Origin of the sequence: Streptomyces sp. NPDC046900 (genome assembly GCF_040644975.1) — a bacterium.
Lineage (GTDB): Bacteria > Actinomycetota > Actinomycetes > Streptomycetales > Streptomycetaceae > Streptomyces.
Map to the genome: position 1 here is coordinate 24,364 of NZ_JBEYXD010000055.1, position 22,149 is coordinate 46,512.

The 22,149-nt window shown below is 70.7% G+C and carries 18 protein-coding genes and 2 pseudogenes; 7 read left to right on the plus strand and 13 right to left on the minus strand.

Annotation, left to right across the window (positions count from 1 at the left end):
* Positions 1-709 precede the first annotated feature (709 nt).
* Positions 710-1,993, minus strand: a complete 1,284-nt coding sequence (locus ABZ904_RS35315; RefSeq protein ID WP_361828047.1) for a PucR family transcriptional regulator — start codon at positions 1,991-1,993, stop codon at positions 710-712.
* A gap of 96 nt (positions 1,994-2,089) precedes the next feature.
* On the opposite strand from ABZ904_RS35315, the gene ABZ904_RS35320 reads away from it, so the two are divergent.
* Positions 2,090-2,542 carry a nucleoside deaminase gene (locus ABZ904_RS35320; protein ID WP_361828050.1) on the plus strand — a complete coding sequence of 151 codons (453 nt, stop codon included), beginning with the start codon at positions 2,090-2,092 and terminating at the stop codon, positions 2,540-2,542.
* A complete protein-coding gene (locus tag ABZ904_RS35325) occupies positions 2,520-3,500 on the plus strand; it encodes a 2-oxoglutarate and iron-dependent oxygenase domain-containing protein (protein ID WP_361005695.1) in 981 nt (326 codons plus the stop codon). The genes ABZ904_RS35320 and ABZ904_RS35325 overlap by 23 nt, the downstream gene beginning before the upstream one ends.
* A gap of 96 nt (positions 3,501-3,596) precedes the next feature.
* On the opposite strand, the gene ABZ904_RS35330 is transcribed toward ABZ904_RS35325, so the two are convergent.
* Positions 3,597-4,571 carry a zinc-binding dehydrogenase gene (locus ABZ904_RS35330; RefSeq protein ID WP_361828053.1) on the minus strand — a complete coding sequence of 325 codons (975 nt, stop codon included), beginning with the start codon at positions 4,569-4,571 and terminating at the stop codon, positions 3,597-3,599.
* Between the two features lie 110 nt (positions 4,572-4,681).
* Between ABZ904_RS35330 and ABZ904_RS35335 the strand changes: the two genes are divergently transcribed.
* Entirely contained in the window at positions 4,682-5,065 is a 384-nt protein-coding gene (locus ABZ904_RS35335; protein ID WP_361828056.1) for a transcriptional regulator, read from the plus strand.
* Here the strand turns inward: ABZ904_RS35335 and ABZ904_RS35340 are convergent.
* Both ABZ904_RS35340 and ABZ904_RS35345 read right to left on the minus strand, forming a co-directional pair.
* Complete coding sequence (locus tag ABZ904_RS35340; RefSeq protein WP_361828059.1) at positions 4,959-6,386, minus strand: cytosine permease; 1,428 nt, start codon at positions 6,384-6,386, stop codon at positions 4,959-4,961. The genes ABZ904_RS35335 and ABZ904_RS35340 overlap by 107 nt on opposite strands.
* A 253-nt stretch (positions 6,387-6,639) precedes the next feature.
* The gene (locus tag ABZ904_RS35345; RefSeq protein ID WP_361828062.1) at positions 6,640-8,271 is read right to left on the minus strand and encodes an IS200/IS605 family accessory protein TnpB-related protein; all 1,632 of its coding nucleotides are present in this window, start codon (positions 8,269-8,271) and stop codon (positions 6,640-6,642) included.
* 109 nt (positions 8,272-8,380) lie between these two features.
* Here ABZ904_RS35345 and ABZ904_RS35350 point away from each other — a divergent pair, with 109 nt between their 5' ends.
* Positions 8,381-9,328: a DMT family transporter gene (locus tag ABZ904_RS35350; protein ID WP_361828065.1), complete on the plus strand. Its 948-nt coding sequence runs from the start codon at positions 8,381-8,383 to the stop codon at positions 9,326-9,328.
* Here ABZ904_RS35350 and ABZ904_RS35355 read toward each other — a convergent pair.
* Positions 9,225-9,632, minus strand: a complete 408-nt coding sequence (locus ABZ904_RS35355; protein ID WP_361828068.1) for a substrate-binding domain-containing protein — start codon at positions 9,630-9,632, stop codon at positions 9,225-9,227. The two genes, ABZ904_RS35350 and ABZ904_RS35355, sit on opposite strands and share 104 nt — an antisense overlap.
* On the opposite strand from ABZ904_RS35355, the pseudogene ABZ904_RS35360 reads away from it, so the two are divergent.
* Positions 9,580-9,954 (plus strand): annotated as a pseudogene (locus ABZ904_RS35360) (Mut7-C RNAse domain-containing protein); the annotation flags it as partial. The gene ABZ904_RS35355 and the pseudogene ABZ904_RS35360 sit on opposite strands and share 53 nt — an antisense overlap.
* Here ABZ904_RS35360 and ABZ904_RS35365 read toward each other — a convergent pair.
* From ABZ904_RS35365 to ABZ904_RS35385, 5 genes and pseudogenes are all read right to left on the minus strand, one after another.
* On the minus strand, positions 9,951-12,350 hold the full coding sequence (locus tag ABZ904_RS35365) for a galactose oxidase early set domain-containing protein (RefSeq protein WP_361004423.1): 2,400 nt from the start codon (positions 12,348-12,350) through the stop codon (positions 9,951-9,953). The pseudogene ABZ904_RS35360 and the gene ABZ904_RS35365 overlap by 4 nt on opposite strands.
* Positions 12,347-13,516: a glycosyltransferase family 2 protein gene (locus ABZ904_RS35370; protein ID WP_361828071.1), complete on the minus strand. Its 1,170-nt coding sequence runs from the start codon at positions 13,514-13,516 to the stop codon at positions 12,347-12,349. Before ABZ904_RS35370 ends, ABZ904_RS35365 begins: the two co-directional genes overlap by 4 nt.
* Complete coding sequence (locus tag ABZ904_RS35375; RefSeq protein WP_361004417.1) at positions 13,513-15,159, minus strand: glycosyltransferase family 39 protein; 1,647 nt, start codon at positions 15,157-15,159, stop codon at positions 13,513-13,515. Before ABZ904_RS35375 ends, ABZ904_RS35370 begins: the two co-directional genes overlap by 4 nt.
* Positions 15,156-16,424, minus strand: a complete 1,269-nt coding sequence (locus ABZ904_RS35380) for a glycosyltransferase (RefSeq protein ID WP_361004415.1) — start codon at positions 16,422-16,424, stop codon at positions 15,156-15,158. Before ABZ904_RS35380 ends, ABZ904_RS35375 begins: the two co-directional genes overlap by 4 nt.
* A 212-nt stretch (positions 16,425-16,636) precedes the next feature.
* A pseudogene (locus ABZ904_RS35385) lies at positions 16,637-17,158 on the minus strand (hypothetical protein); the annotation flags it as partial.
* On the opposite strand from ABZ904_RS35385, the gene ABZ904_RS35390 reads away from it, so the two are divergent.
* Positions 17,151-17,357 (plus strand): hypothetical protein, encoded by a 207-nt coding sequence (locus ABZ904_RS35390; protein WP_361828075.1) that lies wholly within the window; start codon positions 17,151-17,153, stop codon positions 17,355-17,357. The pseudogene ABZ904_RS35385 and the gene ABZ904_RS35390 overlap by 8 nt on opposite strands.
* A 222-nt stretch (positions 17,358-17,579) precedes the next feature.
* Here the strand turns inward: ABZ904_RS35390 and ABZ904_RS35395 are convergent, their stop codons facing one another.
* The 3 genes from ABZ904_RS35395 to ABZ904_RS35405 form a co-directional block, all read right to left on the minus strand.
* The gene (locus tag ABZ904_RS35395) at positions 17,580-18,197 is read right to left on the minus strand and encodes a superoxide dismutase family protein (protein WP_361828078.1); all 618 of its coding nucleotides are present in this window, start codon (positions 18,195-18,197) and stop codon (positions 17,580-17,582) included.
* Between the two features lie 610 nt (positions 18,198-18,807).
* Complete coding sequence (locus ABZ904_RS35400) at positions 18,808-20,493, minus strand: DUF1416 domain-containing protein (RefSeq protein WP_361004409.1); 1,686 nt, start codon at positions 20,491-20,493, stop codon at positions 18,808-18,810.
* 41 nt (positions 20,494-20,534) lie between these two features.
* Positions 20,535-21,362, minus strand: a complete 828-nt coding sequence (locus ABZ904_RS35405) for a sulfurtransferase (protein ID WP_361004406.1) — start codon at positions 21,360-21,362, stop codon at positions 20,535-20,537.
* A 145-nt stretch (positions 21,363-21,507) separates the two neighbouring features.
* Between ABZ904_RS35405 and ABZ904_RS35410 the strand changes: the two genes are divergently transcribed.
* Positions 21,508-21,675 carry a hypothetical protein gene (locus tag ABZ904_RS35410; RefSeq protein WP_361004403.1) on the plus strand — a complete coding sequence of 56 codons (168 nt, stop codon included), beginning with the start codon at positions 21,508-21,510 and terminating at the stop codon, positions 21,673-21,675.
* The last annotated feature ends 474 nt before the right edge of the window (positions 21,676-22,149 follow it).

The following is a 22,149-nucleotide window of genomic DNA, read 5'->3' on the forward strand; positions in this document are numbered from 1 at the left end:
GCAGCGCCGCTCCTCGTGTGTTGTGGCCACCGCCCCGGAGACGCGCTGTGCGATCTGGGGCGAAGTACCGCGCCGGAACCCACGGTTCACCAGCCGTGACGTTCTGCTGATCGACATCCACCAGCGACTGGCCGACGCGGAGCGTGGTGCCGCGGTTTGCACCCTGTTGGGCATGTCGGGCACCCAGAAGTCGCCGGCCGGTGATCGGGCCGGGCGCGGCGGTGTTGGTCGGCTGAACGCCGAGGACGTGGCGTTGTGTACCTGTGGGCAGTGCCGGGTGGGCGATCCGGTCGATGCCGGAGTCGACGGGCCTGCCGAGGATGTGCCTGTGCTGCGCCCGGTGACCCTGGCTGCGCGAGGGGACCTTGTCGCTGCCGTGCGGAGTGTTCCGCTCTTCGACGCGGCGCTGCGGCTCGCCGCCTGGTGCCGCGAGGGACGGCAGGTCACCGCCGGCCGGGTGTTGCGACCTGCGCTTGCCCGTGAGGCCGTCGAAGATCTCCAGCTGTGGAAGCTGGCTGGCGGCGACTCGCCGTATGCCGATGCCGTCGCGCGGGCTCGTGCGTTGAAATCGCTGCGCAGCGCCAAGGACGTGGCCGTTCTCGACAATCCGTGGTGGCTCGCCGTGGACGGCGGGATGATCACGATCGGCGGGGGCCGCGCGGAGGGTGGTCACAGGGCGCGGCGTTGCCCGGGGCGGGGCACGGCCTCCTCACGCCACCGTCCGCAGCCCCTGAGTCGTGGCCGGTGCGCCCCGCACGATGCGGTGCGCGCACAGGGCCGTGAGCAGGTCGCCGAGCAGGTCGGGGTCGGCTATCTCCACGCCGAGGAGGGACTCGATGCGGTCCAGGCGCTGGTAGAGGGACTGGCGGCCGATGTGCAGGAGGGCCGCGGTGCGCGTGGGCGAGCAGCCGTGGCGCAGATGGACCTCCAGGGTGCGGGTCAGATCGCTGGGGTGCGCCGCTTGCCAGGCAAGGAGCGGGCCCAGCCTGTGCTGGACCAGGCGGGAGAGGCGGTCGCGGTTGGCGTCCATGCCGCCGCGGGTCAGCTCTCGTTCGAGGGTGAGCGCGCGGGACGACGTCACCAGCGGTCCCCCGTCGGCGGACGGTTCGGCGGACGGCACGGTCAGGGCCAGCTCCAGCGTCGTACGCGCCGCCCGCAGCGTCTCGCTCCACCGCTGCCAGCCGCCGCCCGCCGCCACGGCATGCCCGACCGCCACGGTCAGCCCGGCCTCGGCGGCGGCACGGAACGCGTCCTGCACGGCGCGCACCGGGTCGCGTGCGATACCCGGTCGTACGGCGGCCCGCCCGTCTGCGCCGGGCAAGGCGAGCAACGCCAGCACGTCCCCCGGAAACACCGCCCGCAGCACCCCGCCCCCGCCCAGCGCCCGTACCGCCCGCTCCACGATCCCCGCGTCCCGCGCCCCCTGCACCGACACCCCGACCAGCCGCGCCCCCGGCCCCGCCTGGAAACCGGCGAGGGCCGCCCGCGCCTCCACCTCGGGCTGGTTGAGGGCCTGCCCGTCGGCCAGGTCGGCGAGCAGGGCGGCCGTGTGGTCGCCGCCCCAGGGCCGTACGACGGACCGCCCGGACAACCCGCGGGCCACGATCGCCCGGTTCGCGGCCTCGGTGATCCGTACGAAGGGCACGACCCGGTGCAGTGCGAGCAGCGGCAGCCCGAGTCGCCGCGCCTCGTCCTTCACCTCGTCCGGCATGTGCGGCAGCGACCGCCCCACCTCCACCGCGAGCCCCGTCGCGCCCCGCGCGGCCAGCTCGCGCACATACCGCCGCCGGATCTCCTCGCCGGCGTCCGTCAGCCCGAACCCGTTCGTCAGGAGCAGTTCGCCGCCGTCCAGGAAGTTCGCGCCCTCGTACACCTCACTGGAGTGCACCCAGCGCACCGGGCGGTCGAGGAAGCCCTCGCCCGCGAGCAGCTCGGGCTCGGCGGCCCGCACCGGGTCGAGGGCCAGGATCTCGCGGAGGGTGAGTGCGGGCACGAGAGCCTCCAGGGCGACAGTTCGTCCGGCTGCGGGTTGCCCGGAGAGTACTTTCCGCACGTTGCCCCGGTGTTTCGGCCGACGCAGAGTGAAGGGATGGATCAGGCACAGGCACACGAGTGGCTCGCCACCGTCGTCGCGGAGGCCCGCGCAGGCCTCGCCGAGGGAGGCATCCCCATCGGCGCCGCGCTCTATGGCGCGGACGGCACCCTCCTCGGCCGCGGCCACAACCGCCGCGTCCAGGACGACGACCCGTCGATGCATGCGGAGACGTCCGCCTTCCGCGCAGCGGGCCGCCAGCGCTCCTACCGGGGTACGACGATGGTGACCACCCTCTCGCCGTGCTGGTACTGCAGCGGCCTGGTCCGCCAGTTCGGCATCTCCCGGGTGGTCGTCGGCGAGGTGACCACGTTCCACGGCGGCCACGACTGGCTCGTGGAACACGGTGTGGAGGTGGTCCTCCTCGACGACAGCGAGTGCGCGGCACTGATGCGCGACTTCATCGAGAAGAACCCGGCTCTGTGGAATGAGGACATCGGAAGTGACTGAGCCCCGTATCCCCACCATCGATCTGCGGCCGTGGCTGGACGGCGACCCGGACGCCCGCGCCCGCACAGCCGGTACCGTCGACGAGGCCCTCCAGACCGCCGGATTCCTACTGGTCACCGGCCACGGCGTGGACCCGTCCCTGCGTGCCCGGATCCGTCAGGCCGCGCGGACGTTCTTCACGCTGCCCGCCGAGCTCAAGGAGAAGTACGCCGCCAAGGTCGGCGGGCGCGGCTGGCTCGGCCCCGGCGCCGAGGCCAACGGCTACTCCGAGGGGACCGAGACCCCGCCCGACCTCAAGGAGTCGCTGACCTTCGCGACGCACGAGCCGTTCGAGGACCCGGAGATCAACGCGGAGTGGTATGCGCCGAACGTCTGGCCCGGGGAGGTGCCGGAGCTGCGGGTGCTGTGCGAGGAGTACCTGGCGCGGATGGGGGAGCTGGAGAACCATCTGCTGGCGCTGCTCGGCGAGGCCCTGGGCCTGGAACCTGACTTCTTCACGCGCCACATGGACCACCCCACCTACGGCTTCAACATCAACTGGTATCCGGGGACGGAGGTCATGGGCGAGCCGGAGCCGGGCCAGTTCCGCATCGGCCCGCACACCGACTTCGGCACGGTCACGATCCTCGACCGGCAGGCCGGCAAGGGCGGGTTGCAGGTCTACACGGACGACGGCGGCTGGGAGGACGCGCCGTACGACCCGGAGGCGTTCACCATCAACATCGGGGATCTGATGGCCCGTTGGACGGGCGACCGCTGGCGTTCGGGCCGCCACCGCGTCCTGCCGCCCCCGGCCGACGCACCCGCCGAGGAGCTGATGTCACTCGTCTACTTCGGCGAGTGCACCCCGGGGACCGTCGTCGAGTCGGTTCCCGCTCCGGTGGGGCGGGTGGCGTACGGGCCGGTCGACTCGCATGTGTATCTGCGGGAGAAGCTGGACTCAATCACCGTGGGCTGACAGAAGCCGGAATCGAAGGCGAACCCCGGTCGCAGAGGGGATCCGACCGGGTACCGGCCTCAGCAGCCGTAGCGGTTCTTGCGGATCGTCGGCACGTCAGCGGGCGACCCGCAGCAGCAGCTTCCCCGTGCTCGTCCGCGCCCCCATCAGCCGATGCGCCTGCGCCGCCTCCTCCAGGCCGAACTCCGCCGTCACCGGCAGGGTCACGGTTCCGTCCACTGCGGTCGCGAAGGCCTGTTCCGTCAGGGTGCGCAGTTCCTCCGGAGCCGTCTGGGCCAGGGTGAGGATCGAGAAGCCGGCGACCGACAGCCCGCGGGGGTACAGCTCCGGCTGGCCCACCGTCCAGGCCGGCTCCCCGCTCGCGTTGCCGTACGAGACCAGGCGGCCGAAGCGGGCCAGCGACGCCAGGCTCGCGCGGAGCGTCTCGCCGCCGACCGGGTCCAGGGCGAGGTCGACGCCCCGGCCGTCGGTCGCCGCCCCCACCGCCTGCTCGAACTCGCCGACGAACACCTCGTCGTAGCCGTACTCCTGCGCGTACGAGGCCTTCGCGGCGCTCGACACCACGCCGTACACCGCCCGCGCGCCCGCCGCCTTGGCCAACTGGCCCACCGCGGTGCCGACTCCGCCCGCCGCGCCCTGCACGAGGACCGTCTCGCCGGGCTGCAGCCGGCCGACCGTGTGGACGAGTGCGTAGGCGGTCGGCAGCACCGACGGCAGCGTGGCGCCGGCGCGCAGAGCGACCCCGGCCGGCAGCGGGAAGACGGTCCCCGCGTCGGCGACCACGACGTCCGCGTACGCGCCGTCCTGCGTCAGCGCGGCCACCTTTTGCCCGACGGCGAGGCCGGTGACACCGGTGCCGACCGCTCGCACGCGGCCCGAGATCTCAAGTCCCGGCCGGAAGGGGAGACTTGGCACGCGATAGCCCTCCGACCGGGCCTTGAGGTCGGCGAAGTTCACGCCCACGTACGCCACGTCGACGCTCACCTCGCCGGGGCCCGGCTCGGGCACGTCCGCCTCCACCACCTTCAGGACCTCGGGACCGCCGTACTCCTGGAACTCGACCGCGCGCATGGCACACTCCTCAGCGAGTGTTCAACGGAAAGCGAACACTCGGGAGTGTATGGTTTTCATCGAACACTAGGCAAGCGCAGCACACTGCGCAGGCGGCGAGGGAGGCGAGCGTGCCGGCACGCACCAGTCATCGGGCCACGCCCGAGCACACCCACCCGGACGACGTCCCCGTCCAGACCGCTCTCACGGCCCTCGCCGATCCCATACGCCTCACGCTCGTCAGGGATCTGGCGGCCTCCGCCGACTGGTCCCGCACCTGCGGCAGCTTCGACGTACCAGTCGGCAAGGCGGCCCTCAGCCATCACTTCGCGGTCCTGCGGCAGGCGGGTCTGGTCGAGCAGCGCGACGAGGGACCGAGGCGGGTCAACCGGCTGCGCCGGGCGGAGTTCAGCGCGCGGTTTCCGGGGCTGCTGGAACTGGTGCTGCGCCAGGAGTCAACCGCCGCAGCGCCGCGTACAGCCCGGCGCTCACCACGAAGCCGACCAGGGGCGTGATGTCGCCGAAGGACGGGTAGTGCTCCGGGACCCAGCCGACGTACTTCTCCTGGTTGGAGAAGAGCGGGACCGACACCGCCACGCCGATCAACAGGGCCGCCAGCCCGGGCCAGTTGGTGTAGGAGCGGTCGCCCAGCCGCCACGCCAGCTCCTCGCCGGTGGCCGTACGAGACTGGAGCCACCGCTCCACCAGGATGACCCCGAGCCACGGTGCCACCCAGTACGCGATGATCAGCAGGAACGCCTCGTACGCGGACCCCGCGTCCGACAGCGACGCCCACGCCGCCGCCGTACCCGCCACGCCCGACACCACGACCAGCGTGCTCCGGCCCAGCCACGCGGGGAGCTTCAGGCCGAGCGCGGTGATCGAGATCGCGCCCGAGTAGATGTTCAGGGCGTTGGCCGAGATCGCGCCGAGGATGATGGCCAGCAGCACCAGGTCGCCGAGCCAGCCCGGCAGATGGCCGGTGAAGGCCGCCGTCGGGGTGGCGTCCTTCGGGGCGACGATCGTCGCCGACGCCGCGCCGATCACTGCGACCACCGCGACCGAAAGGAACAGGCCGAGCGCCGGGAACAGGACCGTCCTGAAGCGGTTCGCCGTCCGCGGCAGGTAGCGCGAGTAGTCCGCCGCGTACGGGTTCCAGCCCGCCGCGTAGCCCCAGGCGGTGCTGACCGCAAGGAGGAAGCCGCCACCACCTCCACCTGAGCCGCCCCCGCCGAGGTGCGCGTCCTTGAACGTCCACACGCCGGCCAACAGGAAGACGACGGCGAGCGCGGGAAACGCGTATTTCTCGAATACATGCACGAAGTTATGGCCGATGAAGCCGATCAGAATCTCCGCCGCCACCACCAGCAGCAGCGAGGGCAGGGGGCGCAGGCCGGTGAGGGTGTTGAGGGCGAAGGCCGCGCTCACGCTGTTCACCGCGAACCAGCCGACGCCTGCCACCAGGCCGTTGACCCCGGACGGCAGGATGTTGCCCAGGAAACCGAAGGAGAAGCGGCCGATCACCATCTGCGGGACGCCGAAGCGCGGCCCGTCCAGGGACAGCACACCCTGGGTGAGCGCGCCGAGCACGGTGCCGAGGAGGATGGCCGCGGTCGCCTGCCAGAAGTCCAGGCCGAAGAAGAGGACCGAGATCACGCCGATGTAGACGGTCGCGAACTCGATGTTCGGGGAGGCCCACGTCCACAGCAGCTGCAGCGGGCTGCCGTGCCGTTCGGCGTCGGGTATGGGTTCCGAGCCCGCCGTCTCGACGGCGATGACCCGGTCACCGTACTCGGGGACGATCGTGGTGGCTGAGCTGGCAGGAGCAGTCGTCATGCGAGGTAAGTGTCCGGCCCGGGCGGGTTCCGGCCCAGGGGCGCATTGTCCGCTTCGGGAGGCTTGCCGGCGTACAACCTGTAGGCATCGGGGACGGCCTGCCGCCATCGGCGGGGCCGATGACCCCATCGGCAGGACGCCCCACTGCCGCGTGGACCGGCCGTACCGCCCGCTCGTAGCGTCCTGGACATGACCTCCGAGAACAAGAGAACGGCCCAGCTGACGACCGCGATGGTGCTCTCCGGCACCGTTCCTAGTCAGTGAGCAGGAGTGAGTCTTGTACCCAATCCTGGTCAACTGGCGCATCCCGAACGGTGGTGGATGCACTGGTCTCCCGCGTTCGCGCCGCGTCCGGCGACACGGATCGTGTCCGTGGTCCGGGGATGCGGGGGCGGGTTCCCTCACGCCCGCGGGTGCCGCGTCTGGCCTGAGCGGTCCGATGCCCCGCACGATCGCTCTGGTCGTGTGGGGGCGGTGCCGTCCGTCGCCGGATGCGGTGCCCGAGGGCGCGCCTGCCGATCGCGATGCTCGCGGCATCGTGACGGGTGGTCTTCCTGGTCGTGTAAGTGAGGGGCCCCAGCCAGTGCTGGGCGCCCCACCTGCTGGTGTAGGCCGGGTCGACGGCGATGATGGTGATGCCGAGTTCGGCCGCCATGCTGACGAGCCGGGCCCGCAGTTTGGATACGGGCATGCCGGAGATCACCTGCCTGAACCGCTTCTGGCGGCCGTGTTTCTCCCGGGTTTTCTCCGCGGTGAAGTCGAGGTCTTCGATCGCGATGGACAGGCCGTGGCGTTGGGCCCAGTGCAGGAGCCGGATCAGTGCATGCCGTACCTGGGCGTCACGGTGGTTCGCGGTGCCGGACAGGTCGTAGAAGAACCGGCGCGGCTCGCCGCATGGGTTGCCGTGCTGATCGAGGCGCCAGGCGGCGAGGTGGTCGGCGTTGGTGTCGACACTGATCAGGCCGCCTGTGCGGGCGTGGGACAGGGGGACGGTTTTGACCGGTGGGATGGTCCAGGAGGCGGTGAGGTACCAGCGGGAGCGGTCTGTGTCGTAGTGGATGCGGTAGGCCACGGCCCGGTTCGTGGTGATGCGGTCGGCCCACTCCTCGCCCCGGTGGTGGAAGAGGGCAGCGCCAGTGAACGTGTACCGGCCATGCGGGGCGTTGGCCAGGTGGGCAAGCGGCGCAGGCAGCTTCAGCGACACCTCGCCGTCCGGGGTGACGCGGATCGTCTCGTTGCCGAACCGCTTGCCCGATTCCCCGTCCGCTTGCAGAAACCAGCGTGATGCTTCCCAGCGTTGCCGCCACTGGGCCTGCGTGAGCTGGGCGGCGTGCAGGTGGTGCCGGTTGCGCGCGAGCCGCTTCCCGCCGCGCACAACCCGGACGCGGCCCACGGCGTGGTCGGCCTGCTCGGCACTGAGCCGGTCTTGAAGTACCTGCAGGCGCCGGGTCTTGGCGAACCACTCTTGTGCGCTGCGGTAGCCGCCGGGCGCACGCTTGTTTCCCTTCTCTCCGATCGGGAGGGACAGGCGGTGCGCGATCGTCCGCACGCCCGCCTGAAGGCTTTGGATGTGCGCGCGTTGGGCACGCCTGGACAGCGCCCACTGATCGTGCGTGGCCTTGGTGATGCTCCCGGCCCAGCGCGACGAAGCCTCCTCTGTCAGGGCCCGCTTGCGCTCCGCCCACCTATGCGCGGAGTGCTCCAGACCGTCGGCGCACCGGCGTTTGAGGTCCTTCGAGGCCAGCGAGCCAAGGTGCGTGCCCACCAGGCGCAGCACCTGCTCGTCGTCGGCGCTCAGGTGCTTGAGGCGGGTGCGGATCGCCACGCCGGACGGGCCGACGGCCACGAAGGGGGCAGCGATCGTGCGCAGCGACTCGTCGGGCATCGATGTACTCCCTCCATCACGCTTGAGCAGCAACAGGAAGAACAGTACGAGCCGGCACTGACATCAATGTCCGACGACGTGTGCGCGCTACAACACCACCAACCCGTACATGCTCCTGCACACCCACACACGCTCCTGCCCACCCGAAAACGACCAGTTCCCCACCCTCGGCGTCTTCGTCGTCGAGTCGGGCGCCTCGCCCTTCGACGTCGTCTTCTTCCGCGTCCTGTTCGGCGCCCTCGCCCTCGGCGCCTACGTCGTCGCCCGCGGCTGGCTGCGCGACCACGGCTTCACCCCACGCACCCTGGGCCTGGCCGTCCTGGGCGGCGTGTTCATCGTCTTCAACTGGGTCCTGCTCTTCCAGGCGTACGAGAACACATCGATCTCCGTCGCGACGGTCGTGTATCACACCCAGCCGTTCTACGTGGTCCTGCTGGGCGCCCTGCTGTTCCGCGAGCGGCTCACGGCCGCCAAAGTGGGGTGGGTCGCGGTCGCCTCCGCCGGGCTGATCCTCGTCTCGGGCGTCACCCCGGGCGACTTCGCGAACGGCGGCTCGTACGTCGTCGGCGTCGGCCAGGCCCTCCTTGCCGCGCTCCTGTACGGTCTGTCCACCCTGGTCACCAAGCGCATCACCGGGGTACGCCCGCACCTCATCGCCCTCGTCCAGGTCGTCGTCGGCATTCCCCTGCTGCTGCCCTTCGCCGACTTCGGCGCGATGCGCGGGGAGGGCGCGGACTGGGGGTGGCGGGGGACCGGCCTCGGGATCATCCACACCGGTCTGATGTACGTCCTGATGTACGCCGCCTACGCCAAGCTGCCGACCGCGAAGATCGCCGTACTCGCCTTCGTCTACCCGGCCGTCGCGATGGTCATGGACTGGGCGGTGTACGGCCATCGCATCGGGCTCGTCCAGGCGCTCGGCGTCCCGCTGATCGTGACGGCGAGCCTGCGCGTCACGCTTCCTCGGCCACGAGCCGCCGCGCCTGCGCCACGAACAGCCGGGCGTGCGCCGGAAGCCGCTTCCCGGCCCGCCACGCCAGCTGCGTGCGAATCGTGAACGGCGGCTCCCACCGCAGTCGTACGAGAGAACCCTCCGCGAGTTCGGCGGCGACCGTCACCTCGGGCGGCGGCGAGATCCCGAGCCCGGCCGCCGCCGCGCGTTTGGTGGCCTCGATCGTGCCGAACTCCATGAAGTCCACCGGGGCCAGGGAGGTGAGCTCCCGCTCGAACAAGTCCCGGTAGGCACAGCCGGGTTCGGTGGCCAGGAGGGGCTGTCCGACGAGGTCGGCCGTCCCGACCGGTTTCCCGGACATCGGCGACGCCGCGCTCGCCACCCGCTCGGCGGCCGAGAAGCGGGTCATGCTCAGCCGCGACCGGGGTCTGCTGCACCGCCGTGAACTGTGGGCCGGCGCGTTCGTCTACAGCACCCGCCCCGAGGACCAGCTGCACGACGTCCTCGGCCGATTCTCCCCCGACCTGCGTCCCTGGACCCGCTGCACCGCCTGCAACGGCCTGCTGAAACAGGCCGGCAAGGCCGAAGTCGCCGACCAGCTCAAGGGCGGCACCCAGCGCTCCTACGACGTCTTCGCCCAGTGCACGGAGTGCGGCCGCGCCTACTGGAAGGGCGCGCACCACGACCAGCTGGAGGCCATCGTGGAGCGCGCCCTGGCGGAGCACGGTTAGCGCCGGGTCACATCCCCCTTGTCGCACGCGGTCCCGTTGCGATCGCGGTCCAGCCCCAGCGGGTCGTCGGCCCCGTTGACCTTCAACCGCCCGTAGTCGTTCTGCCGGAGCCAGTCGCACCGCGCCCGGGCCGTCTTCTTCACCCTCGGCGGGAAGACCGTCGGCACGCACACGTTGGCGGAGCCGTAGTGGCGGTCGCAGCCGGAGAGGGTGGGGCTGACCTGCTGGGAGGCGCGCTTCCTGGCGGGGCCGGAGACCTTGCCGGACAGGGAGTCGGCGAAGGCGTGGACGTGCGGGGACGCGGCGCTCAGGGCGGCCGGGCCCGTCAGATGGACCCACTTGGCCACCGAGGGCACCCCGTTGGCGTCGACCGCGAAGAGCATGTACCAGCCGGGCGGGGCCATGTCCGGGTTGTTCGTGACGTTCAGGTCGACGTTGTCGCCGTCGACCGACAGGGGCAGGTCCACGAACCGCTGATTCGGGTCGGACGAGTGGGTGACCGCCGCGGGACGGATCAGCTCGGCCTCGGCGATCGGGCGGTCGACCGTGATCCGCTGGGTTTCGCCGTACTTCCACTCCTGGCTGATCACCGAAGTGATCGTCGGGCGGGTGCCCTTGTAGAGGTAGGGCGGGGTGTAGATGGACACGTTGTGGTTCCAGCTGCCGTTGCCCGGGTTGTCGCCGGTGGCCATCACCCGGCCGTCGGGCAGCAGGAACGCCGAGGAGTGGTAGCCACGGGACTCGGGGTCGGCGGCCACCGGGTCGAAGGTGTTGGTGCCGGGGTCGTAGAGCGAGGACTCGTGGACCGGGTCGGCGCGGTTGTGCAGGGCGCCGCCGGTCTCCAGCACCTTGCCGTCGGGCAGCAGCACGGCGGAGACGTACATCTTGCCCTGGTTGCCGGTCTCCGGCTGCGGCCCGTTGCCGAGGTCGACCGTGCCCTGCGGAACCGGCGGCCCGGCGACGTACGACGGGTTCGGCTGCCTGAGGTCGATCAGGTCGGTGAGCCGGCCCGCGTCGGGGTTGGAGTCGATGTTGCCGCCGCCGATGGTGAGGACCTTCTGGTCCTGCGCCGGGGGCAGCAGCACGCTCGCCGACTGGTCGCGCTCGTCCTTGTTCTGCAGCCCCGGGATCTGCGTGATCGTGTTGGCGTCGTAGTCGTAGATCGCCGAGCCCGTGCCGGGGATGTTGTTGCCGAAAACATGGCTGCCCGTGTAGAAGAGGCGGCCGTCCTGCATCAGGATCATCGACGGGTACAGGCCCCAGTACGACCAGGTCTGGTTGACCTGCGACAGCGGCAGCCACTGGTTCTGCGCCGAGGAGAACTTCTCCGCGGTCACCGAGCCGGTGGAGTCCTCGCGCAGCCCGCCGAAGGTGATGACGTCACCGTTGCCCAGCTCGGTCGCCGAGGGGTACCAGTGGCCGTCGTTGAGGTCGTTGGTCCTGCTGTAGGTGTCGGTCGCCGGGTCGAAGATGTACGAGTCCTTGAACCCCTCGTAGCCATGGCCGCCCGCGACCGGGTACGCCTTGTTGCCGCTCAGGACCAGCACCCGCCCGTCCTGGAGCTGCACATGGCCCGCGCAGAACATGTCCTTCGGCGTCGGGACGACCTTGTACGTGCCGTTCGCCGGGTCGTACACCGCCGAGGTGAACGTGCCCGCGTCGAAGTTCTCCTCGCTGTTGCCGGACCCGGCGATCAGCAGCACCTTGCCGTTGTCGAGGACGACGGAGTGCATGGAGCGGACCGGGTTCTGCGTGGGCAGGACCGACCAGCTGCCGTTCGCGCACTGGTCGTCCGTGCCGGTGCACTGGGCCTGCGGGACGGCGTCCGGGACCTGGTCCATGGTGTAGTCGTCGGTGGTCGCCGATCCGGTGCCGTAGACGGAGACACCCCAGGTGATGCGGTCGGTGCCGGCCGGGACCTCGGGGGTACGGACGGTGGCCTGAGTCCAGGCCGACGCCATGTCCAGGGTCTTGAGGTCGGTCCAGTACTGCCAGCCGGCGGTGGTGTCGTGCCGGAAGAGCGTGATGTTGGCGTCCGGGGTGGTGGTCTTGTACCAGAGCCCGAGGTCGTACTGCTTGCCGACGGACACGGCCGGCGCGCAGTCGGCGGACTCCGTGATCAGCGCCTTGCGGTCGCCGTCGACGCGGCGGGTCAGCGTGACCTTCATGGCCGTGGACCCCGAGTGCGCGTCCGGGGTCGTCTCGAAGCCGAAGTCGTTGTCGCCCCAGCCCGACCTCTCCCAGCAGTTCGGCATGCCGTCGGTACCGGCGGTCTCGAAGCCGGGGTTCTTGATCAGGTTGGCTGCCTCGGCGCTCTGCGGTGAGGTGAGGAGCAGACCGGCGGTCAGGGCGCCCACCCCGGCCAGCGCGGTCCGCCTGCGGTACGTGACTCTCACCCGGCTCTCCTTGCTCGGCTCCCCCGGCGGCGGGGGAGGTAGACCAGCGCTTCGGTGCCGGCGAAGCGCAGGACGAACGTCATGACCAGCGCGAGCGCGGTGGCCGGCAGGGCGCCCATGCCGAACCGGCCGACGAGCAGGGCGATCAGCGGGATGCGCAGCACCAGGTCGGCGTTGGCGAGCAGCGCGAACCGGCCGAGCCGGTCCCACCAGCGGCGGTGCGCGCGCCGGTCGCGGAACAGCAGCTGCTCGATGAGCAGGAAGTTCCAGGCGACCCCGAGCTGGTTGGCGAGGATCTCGGCGGGCACGTAGTGCATGCCGACGGCGGTGAGGGCGTAGAGGCTCAGCAGGTTCGGGACGAATCCGCTCGCGCCGATCAGCCCGAAGCCGACCATTCGGGCGACCGGTGAGGCGGCGCGCAGCCCGGCGAGATGGCGCAGGAAGCGGAAGCCCTCCCGGGCGGTGGACTTGGACTCGCCGGCGAACCGGTCCTGGAAGACGAACGGCACCTCGGCGACCCGGCGGGCGCAGCTGCGCACGGCCAGTTCCAGGAGGATCTTGTAGCCGAGCGGCTGGAGCACGTCGGCGGTGACGGCGCTGCGCCGGATGGCGAAGAAGCCGCTCATCGGGTCGCTGATGCCGTGCAGCCTGCGCGGGAAGAGGGCCTTGGTGAGCCAGGTCGCCCCGCGTGAGACGGCCACCCGGTAGCTGCCTGCGAGCCCGGCCCGGCTGCCGCCCTCGGTGTACCGGGAGGCGACGACCAGCCCAGCGTTCGTCCGCTCTCCGGTGGCCACCAACTCCGGTACGAGTGACGGCGGATGCTGGCAGTCGCCGTCCATGACGACGATCCAGTCCGAGGTGGCCGCCCGCAGCCCCTCGACGACCGCTCCGCCGAGCCCGCCGACGGGTTCCTCACGGTGCAGTACGGCCACCGGGAACGGGCAGTGGCGGGCGGCCACCCAGATCACCTCGGGGGTGTCGTCGGTGGAGTCGTCGACGAAGAGGACCTCGCAGGGCAGCCGCGCGGGCACCGACTCGGTGATCCGGTGCAGCAACTGCCGGACGTTCGCGGACTCGTTGAAGGTGGGTACGACGATGGTGACGGCGCCGGGCTCCGGTACCTCGACGGCGTCGAGGCCGGGTATGGGTGCGGTGTACTCGCTCATCTGGTGGCTCCCACGGCCTGGATCTGCCGGATCTCGATGCGGTCGGGTCCGGTGCCGAAGGTGGCGACCGGCGTGGAGTGCTGGATCGCCGCCCTGACGTTGGGCAGGTCCTTGGCGTCGCGGCGCACGGTCGGCGAGGCGACGACGTAGTCGATGTCCCGCCAGCCGCGCGGCATGGTCCTGGTGACGGCCGGGTCGAGGTCGGCCTTGTAGAACCAGATGGCGCCGAGCCCGGGCCGGTACCCGGCGTGCACGAGGTCCAGCCAGAGGGCGTCGTCGACGAGGACCCGGGTGTCCTCCGGGTCCGCCACCCGGGTGCTCATCCAGTGGGAGGCCTGCCGGTAGGGCTTGTTGGCGTCGGCGGTGACGGCGGTGCGGTCGCCGTCGTACCAGTGCGGTACGACGTAGGTCCCGGCGGCGAGGGCGAGGACGGTGGCGAGCGCGTACCGGCCACCGGTGAGGTACCGGCTCTTGCTGTCGGCCCGCCAGCGGCGCACGACCGCGTGGACGACGGAGGCGGTGCCGCCGGCCAGCACCAGGGCGAGGAAGGGCAGCGCGCCGATGATGTACATGGCGGGCAGGTAGCCGTTGGGGCGCAGGGCCACGGCGGCCAGGACGGCGACCGTCAGCGCGGGGCCGGCGAGGGCGCGGGCGGTGACCGACCAGCGCCGGGTGAGCAGCAGGAGCAGGGCTCCGGCGAGGCCGCCGAGGGGCAGGACGCGGTCGTAGTACAGCCAGGAGTGCAGGACGCCGTAGGAGCCGGAGCGCCCGTCGAGGATGAAGCCCGAACCCGGCCGGGACATCTGGTAGGTGATGCCGTCCCACAGGGACACGTGTCCGGCGCCGGGGAACAGCTCGCCCTTCAGCAGGGCGAACAGCGGGTAGGAGAAGCCGATCAGGGCGCACGCGGTGACGGCACCGGTGAGGGCGAACTTGCGGGTGTCGCGGTGGCTGTGCCGCCACATGGTGACGAACAGGGCGGGCAGGACCACGAACATCGTTTCCTTGGTGAGCACGGCCGCGGCCGCGGCGAGGCCCGCGCCGAAGTGGTGCCAGAGGTGGCGGCTGGGCGAGGCGGCGAGGCAGAACGCCAGCAGCAGCCACGTCACGGCGATGTTGTCGAGGAAGATCTCCCGGCTGAGGACGACCGCGAGCGGGGAGAGTCCGAGCAGGGCCATGCCGAGTCCGGCGGCCCAGCGGGGCAGCGAGAGCCGGCGGCCGAGGACGTAGACGAGGACCGCGCTGACGCCGCTGATTCCGAGCATGAGGATCCGCATGGTGCCGACGGTCATCGAGCCGGGGCTGATCGCCGCGGGGAGCCGGCTGAGCAGGGCTATCTGGATCCAGCCGAGCGGCGGGTGGTCGTACCAGTAGGTGTAGTGGGCGAGGCCCCGGCCCTGCTGGACGGCCCAGGCCTGGGCGAGGTAGGTGCCCTCGTCGTCGCTGAGGGTCGGGTAGCCGGCGATGTTCCAGCCCTGGACGACGAGCATCACGGCGAGCAGGGCACCGCAGAGCAGCAGGTCGGGGCGGGAGGAGCGGAGCCGTACCGGCGGCCGTGCCCGGCCGGCCGGAGGCGTTTCGGGCACGGGTCGGCGCCCTGCGGGGACCTTCGCTGCGGTCACCGCGGGAAGTGTGGAGGTCACGCAGGAACGTCCTCTCGGATGGTCTCGGCCGCGATGAGGTGCGCGCCGACGTGCGTGGTCAACTCCCAGTCGTTTCGGCCGCGTTGCTCGCGCCATACGGCGCGGATCGCGGCCCCGGCGAGGAGGACCTGGTAGAAGGGCCCGCCCATGACGAGTTTCAGGTAGTGGATGAGGCGGACCCTCAGGCCGTACTGCTTGCCGAAGTCGTGCAGCCCGACCACCTCGAAGGCGAAGGTGACCGCGGCGGTGACCAGCGGCAGGAAGGTGAGGAAGGCGACGCCGACGGGCACGTCGAGGAAGAGCGCGACGGCCGCGTTGAGCGGGATGACCACGCCGGAGAAGGCCTGCAGGAAGGGTGTCATCAGCGTGTACCGGGCGAGCAGCCGCTGCCCGAAGGCGGCCAGTTGCTTCCAGTCCTTCTTCCGGTACACCTGCAGGAAGCCCTGGTTCCAGCGGGTGCGCTGCTTGAGCAGTGACATGAGGCTTCCGGGGGTCTCCTCCCGGGTGACCATGTCGGAGTCGTAGGCGACGACGACCTTCTTGCCGACGCTGGACAGGCGCACGCCCAGGTCGCAGTCCTCGGCGAGGCAGTTGGGGTCCCAGCCGTCCGCTTCCCTAAGGACGCGGGTGCGCACGAAGACGGTGTTCCCGCCGAGCGGGATGAACCCCTTCTGCGCATGCAGGTGCAGCCGGGAACGGAACCAGAAGAAGTACTCCAGGCAGTTGCGCAGGCTGTACCAGCTGGAGTGGAAGTTGATGAGCTGCACCCCGCCCTGGACGACGTCCGCGCCGGTCGTGCGGAACGCGTGGTCGACGTGGGCGAGCAGCTCCGGGTGGACCTGGTCCTCGGCGTCGAAGACCCCGACGACGTCGCCGCGGCAGTGCGGCAGCGCCGTGTTCATGGCCTTGGGTTTGTTCTTCTTCTCGTGGGTGTCGACGACGACCCGGACGCGCCGGTCACGGGCGGCGGCCCGCTCGGCCACTTCCGTGGTCTCGGGGTCGTCGTGCCCGACGATCACGATGATCTCGAAGTCGGCGTGTGAGGACTCGAGCAGCCGCTGGACGGTGTGGTCCAGCACGGCCCGCTCGTGCCGCGCCGGCAACAGCAGTGAGAACGACAGGTGTTCGCCGCCGTCCGGTCTGCCGAACCGGGTGGAGGCCAGCACTTCGGGCGTACGCCACGCGTGCATCTGCCACCACAGGGTGAAGGCCGCCATCCAGAACAGGGCCAGTGAGACCGCGGCTATGAAGACAGACGTGAGCAAAAGATCCCCCAGACCCCGATTACCCCCTGTGCGCGCAACGGTGAGTTACCACCAGTAGACCCGCCGTGAAGACAGTAGGGGGGACCTGTGAAGTGCAAGAGCTATTCCGATAAACAGCTTGTTTCGGAACGGGCACGTGAGTAATAGGACCTATGCGAACACCTGCCCCGTTTCGGACAGTTCACCAGCCCGATGCACCGCGTCCCGGGTGCTCAGCTCCTGTTCAGGGACGAGATGAGCCGTTCCGGATCGGTCGTCGGCGCGTCGCACGTGAAGTCGCGGCAGACGTACGCCGCCGGCTCGCCGGCCACCAGCGGGCGGCCGGCGAGGAGCGGGAACTCGTCACTCTCGGCGGCACCGACGGCGACGACGGCGCCCGGCGCGGTGCCCAGGAGCGCCGTACGGTGCAGGGCGATTGTCCGCTCGTCCGCGAGGCCGGGCCCGACGACGGCGACCTCCTTCGGCCCGTCGAGCACGGCCTCGGCGACGGCGAGCCCCCAGCCACCGAACCGGGGCACGCGCGGCCCGAAAGCCTTCACCACCCCCAACGCCCGTTCGAAGGCGGCCCGGTGGGGCGCCGATCCGGTGTATGCGGCATAGCTCAACAAGGCACCCGCCGCCGCGGTCCATCCCGACGGGGCGGCGTTGTCGGGGGGCTCCTGCGGCCGGCGGATCAGCGGCTCGGCGTCGGCGTCGGTGTCGTAGAGCGCACCGGTTGCCGAGTCGGTGAAGCGCATCTCAAAGGAGCAGCGCCGTACGCGGGTTGTCGGGCGGCGCGAGTCCAGGCCGTCCGGTGAGCCCGGCCACGTCGAGGTGGAGGACGTGTGCGCGATCGTCGGCCGCTTTGGCGACTGGGTACAGGTGGAGGCGACCGGCCGCCCCAGCTCCGTGATCCCCATGCTGGCCGCCTTCGCCCAGGCGGACCGGAATTGAAACAGCAGGTCAGCGAACCACCGCACGCTCGGTGCGCGCCGGGGCGTGGTAAATCCCGTGGGGCGCGCCGGAGGCGCTTGTGATTGCTCTATCTCCCGACGGAGCCGCAAGATCGCGCCCGGTATGGCCGCTCATGAGGGGCCCGCGCGGAGCGTGGCGACTGACGACAATGCAGCCGGGCACCAGCTATGGGGCCACCGACGCCCCCATGGCTGGCCGGCCTTAGTTGCCGGTGCCTGCCTCGTCGGTCGTGCCGGCGAACGGCACAGTAAGACAGGCGAGCCGTGCCCCAGCCATTCCTGCCTCGCCGGGCTTCGTCGCCGTCCCGTGCTCATGGATGATCACGGACCGGGCCTCGCCCGGCCGGAAGCCCCAGTCATGCCAGGATTCGGCGGTGGCACGGCCCTGGGCGTCGGTCCTGAAGTCCAACCACACCTCGTTCTCGGAGTTCGCATAGGCGGGGTCGGTAGAAGGCTGGTTGGGGTCCTTGACGTTCTGGTAGTGCGGACCCGAGGCATCCGGGGTGCGGCCACACGGCTTGGTGTGCACATGCGCTCCATACACGCGGTTCGGGAGCAGCCCGCTCACCTGGAGCCGAACGCTGGTGGCCGCGCCGCCGATGGGACCTCCCACCTGCTCGACGACGGAAATGCGAGCGCCCACGGGCACCGTCTTCGCGTCGTACGTCAGCGGTTGCGACGGATGGAACGGCGAAGACGGCACGAACTGCCCCTCCACCTTCACCGTGCGGGAGCCGTCATCCGCGAATGCGGATGTGGCCGGCAGCGCGAGCAATGCTGTGACGGCAAGGGCGGCGGAGGCTTTAAGAAGAATCCTCATGAGCGGTCTCCTTCGACGAAGCGCGATGAGCGGTCCGGCGGGATGGCCGTCCCACCGTACGGGCCAACGATTCCGCGCCACGCGTAGAAGGCGTCCGTTGGAGTGAAGCGGTCGAGCGGGCGCACTCGGGTGAGGCTCACCAGTTTGATTAGCGAAGCGTAGTGAACCTGTGGCAGAGTGCTACGCGCACGCCCGGCGCCCAGGCGACGCCCGCACCCTCCTCGGTCGGGTCTTGCGGCCCGGTCGACCAGCGTCCGGAGGGACGTGCCACGCGGGCTGGCGGCTCCTGTCGTTCAATACCAGGGCACGAAGGCGATTGGCTCCCAAGGCTGAGCAACGCTCAGGCTCGCTAAGCCAACCAGAGACGCTTCACGCAGCTGCAGTGCGGGAGCCGGGATCGGCATCACGCCCGGCGCGATGGCCTGGAGCACGGTGACGGTGCAGCCCGGCCGCTACGAGCTGGTCTGCAACTTCCCCGGCCGCTACGCGGCCGGGGAGTACACAGAGCTGGACGTCACACGGTGACCACAGCAAGGAGCGGCGCGGACGCTGGAGCTGTGCCGGGGTGATGCCTGGGACGGGCGTGCCGGCTTGCATGGGGGCGGTGGCCCTACTGTCCCTGCACCATGGGCCTTGCGTGCTCGAAGGCGTCGTCGACGAGGACGACCTGGTGTCCTGCGGCGGCAAGCAGTGAAGCCGCGATCGCGGCTCTGAAGCCGCTGCGGCAGTGCACCCAGATTTCGGTGTCCGGCAGGGCGGAAAGGGCTCCGGGCACTTCGGGCAGCGGAACGTGCCGGGCGCCGGGTAGGTGTCCGGAGCGCCACTCGCTGCCGCTTCTGACGTCCAGGACCTCTATCGGCCGCCCGACCCGGGCGGTGGCCAGGGTCGTGAAGTCCGATCGGGGGTAGGAGGCCAGCCGGGGTGGGCCTGCCCATACCAGCGGGCTTCCGGCGGCGACGGCCGCGGGGTGGTCGAAGCCGATCCGCAGCAGCCCGTGCCGGGCGGCTTCGAGCTGCTCGGCGTCGGCGGCCAGCAGCGTGAGCGGAGCGTCGAATGGCACCAGCCAACCCAGGTATGTGGCCAGCGATCCGCGGGCGTCGAAGTTCACCGTGCCCCGCAGGTGGATGTGGGCGAAGTCGGCTCGCGGCCGGACGTCGACCACCCACTCCCCGGCTGCGATGCGGTCGGCCAGCTCGGAGGGAGTGGCGGTGTGCGGCACGGTCAGGGTGGTCAGGGGCACGGGTCCGGCGGCGTTGATCGGTGCCATGTGGCGGTAGTACGCGGGGTAGGGCTCAAGACCGGCCAGGGCGCTGGAGACGAAGGCGTCCTCTGCCAGGGTGAAGACGGGGTTGGCGGCGCGTTCGCGGCCGATGGTGGAACGTGCGACCGCGGTGGCGGTCGTCGCCGTGCAGAAGCTTCCGAATCCGTGGGTCGGCAGGACCACGGTGTCATCGGGCAGTACCTCGGCCAGGTGGCGGGCTGATCGGTACTGCCGGCGGGCCAGCGGCTCGGCCAGGTCCGCACCCATCAGGTCGGTGCGCCCGGTGGTGCCGTACAGCAGCGAACCGCCTGTGCATACCAGCCGTGGCGTCCCGCCGGAGGGTGCGAAGGCGTAGGCGACGTGGTGGTCGGTGTGCCCCGGCGTGCCGATCACCTGGATCTGCAGCTCGCCGGCCGGAAGCTGGTCGCCGTCGCGTACCCGGACGGCGTCGAAGCCGAGCTTGGGCCCGGCCGGCACCGCATAGGCGGCATCGAATCGGCGGGCCAGTTCGAGACCGCCCGTGACGTAGTCGTTGTGCAGGTGGGTCTCGACGACCGCGTCGAGCCGCAAGGCCCGCGAGTCGAGCACGGCGGTGATCCGCTCCAGGTCGCGCTGGGGGTCCACGGCGACCGCTACCGACCCGTCCGTGATCAGGTAGCTGCGGTTGCCCAGGCTCAGCGTGGCGAGCTGGATGACCTCCAGGCCCTCGGGCAGCTGAGCCGACAGGCGCAGCTGGGCCTCGGTGACCTGACCGAGCTGCGCCTCCACCGGCAGCTCTGTGGCGCCGCGCGGCGACAGCACGCGCAGCACCCAGTGCCCTGGCGTCACGTAGAAGCGGAACGTGCCCGAGGAGGCGGTGACCACTTCGCCGACGAACTCCCCTGCCGGGTCGAGCAGGCGGACCCAGGCACCCGCGACCGGCCCGTCGGCGGCCTCGACGCGGCCGGCCACCTCGGTCCGGGCGGTGGTGTCGATCTCCGGTACAGCGGCTGCCTGGCGTCGGCCACCCGTCGGCGCCGCTGGGGTTCTGGTCACGTCTGGTCCGTTGCTTACCGTCTGTGAGGCTGCTGCTCCGGTCACTTCTCGATCGGGACGCCGACCATCGAGCCGTACTCGGTCCACGAGCCGTCGTAGTTCTTGACGTCCGCATGGTCGAGCAGTTCGTGGAAGACGAACCAGGTGTGGGCGCTGCGCTCGCCGATCCGGCAGTAGGCGATGGTCTCCCGGTCGAAGTCGACGCCGGCGTCACGGTACAGCGCCCGCAGTTCCTCGTCGGACTTGAAGGTGCCGTCGTCGTTGGCCGCCTTTGACCAGGGCACGTTCCTGGCGGTCGGGATGTGCCCGCCGCGCTGAGCCACTTCCTGTGGCAGGTGGGCGGGGGCCAGCAGCTCTCCGGAGAACTCCTGGGGAGAGCGGACGTCGATCAGGTTTTTGCTCCCGATCGAGGCGAGTACCTCGTCACGGAAGGCCCGGATCGAAAAGTCCGGTTCCTTGGCCGTGTAGTCGGTCCTGGGCCGCTGCGGCGCCTCGTCGGTCAGCGGCCGGGACTGCAGTTCCCACAGCTTGCGTCCGCCGTCGAGGAGGCGCATCTGGTCGTGCCCGTAGATCTTGAAGTACCAGTAGGCGTACGCGGCGAACCAGTTGTTGTTGCCGCCGTAGAGCACCACCGTATGGTCAGGCGCGATGCCGCGGTTGGACAGCAACTCCTCGAAGTGCTCGCGGTCGACGAAGTCGCGGCGGAAGGGATCTTGCAGGTCCATCTTCCAGTCGAACTTCACCGCGCCGCGGATGTGGCCCTGTTCGTAGGCGCTGACGTCCTCGTCCACCTCGGCGAATACCACCTGCGGGTCGTCCAGGTGCTGCTCGGCCCAGTCAGCGTCGACCAAAGAGTGTTCACGGCTCATCGCCGCCTCCTTCCAGTCCGGCGGGTGAGACCCTCCGCAGCCTCGGAAGCGCACCGACACGTGGCGTAAATGCCGCCACTTCCAGCACAACCCTCGGCGATGCGGGCGGCAACTCCGGGCACGACTCATCCCAGCGCCCAACCATGTGACCGCGCCCGTAAACGCAACGCTGTGCTCGACTGCCGCCACTTTGTGGGCGCCGACCACCACGTCGGCCCCGCCCACGATGGCGGCCGCGGCCAAGACGGCGGCCACGCCGCCGTCGGGGGCCCACGCCGACCTCGCCGTCCTCCAGGCGACGGACGGCCAGTGACCGCACGGTCGGCGAAATCGCCCCGCCACGGTGGCACGGGGGAAACCACCAGGGCGGGTATCGTCCGGCATCGCAGGGCCGGGCTCTCCGGTTCCCACGCTACTCGGACTTCTTGACCATGGTCTTGCCGCAGCAGCACCTCGGGGCGTCCTGCCGGCTGGTGCAGGAAGGCGGAGCCGCCTTGGTCACCGTCAGCTCGCACCCGCAGTCGGCCTCCGGGCAGCGGAAAACCTGGTGGCTGGTGCCCATCACCGCCGAAGCCGAGCTCGCAGAGATACGGCAGGTGGCCGTGCAACCTGCCGGCTCGGTCCTGCACTGCCCACCGACAGGCCGGCAGGCCTGCGGCCGCTTCTGGCTGTCCCGTCCCGACGGATCCGGACTACTCACCGATCCCGCCGCCCTCGCCACCGCGTTCAGCCCCAGCAGCCACCCACGCCCCACGGAGACCCCCGATGTCGAAGACGATGAGCCCAC

Bases quoted from the DNA above. Each gene is read 5' to 3' on its own strand.
- ABZ904_RS35345 (WP_361828062.1), bottom strand. From the start codon at position 8,271: ATGCCCGACGAGTCGCTGCGCACGATCGCTGCCCCCTTCGTGGCCGTC.
- ABZ904_RS35350 (WP_361828065.1), top strand. From the start codon at position 8,381: ATGCTCCTGCACACCCACACACGCTCCTGCCCACCCGAAAACGACCAG.
- ABZ904_RS35395 (WP_361828078.1), bottom strand. From the start codon at position 18,197: ATGAGGATTCTTCTTAAAGCCTCCGCCGCCCTTGCCGTCACAGCATTG.
- ABZ904_RS35330 (WP_361828053.1), bottom strand. From the start codon at position 4,571: ATGCGCGCGGTCGAGTTCCAGGAGTACGGCGGTCCCGAGGTCCTGAAG.
- ABZ904_RS35370 (WP_361828071.1), bottom strand. From the start codon at position 13,516: ATGAGCGAGTACACCGCACCCATACCCGGCCTCGACGCCGTCGAGGTA.
- ABZ904_RS35355 (WP_361828068.1), bottom strand. From the start codon at position 9,632: ATGACCCGCTTCTCGGCCGCCGAGCGGGTGGCGAGCGCGGCGTCGCCG.
- ABZ904_RS35340 (WP_361828059.1), bottom strand. From the start codon at position 6,386: ATGACGACTGCTCCTGCCAGCTCAGCCACCACGATCGTCCCCGAGTAC.
- ABZ904_RS35325 (WP_361005695.1), top strand. From the start codon at position 2,520: ATGAGGACATCGGAAGTGACTGAGCCCCGTATCCCCACCATCGATCTG.
- ABZ904_RS35320 (WP_361828050.1), top strand. From the start codon at position 2,090: ATGGATCAGGCACAGGCACACGAGTGGCTCGCCACCGTCGTCGCGGAG.
- ABZ904_RS35405 (WP_361004406.1), bottom strand. From the start codon at position 21,362: ATGAGCCGTGAACACTCTTTGGTCGACGCTGACTGGGCCGAGCAGCAC.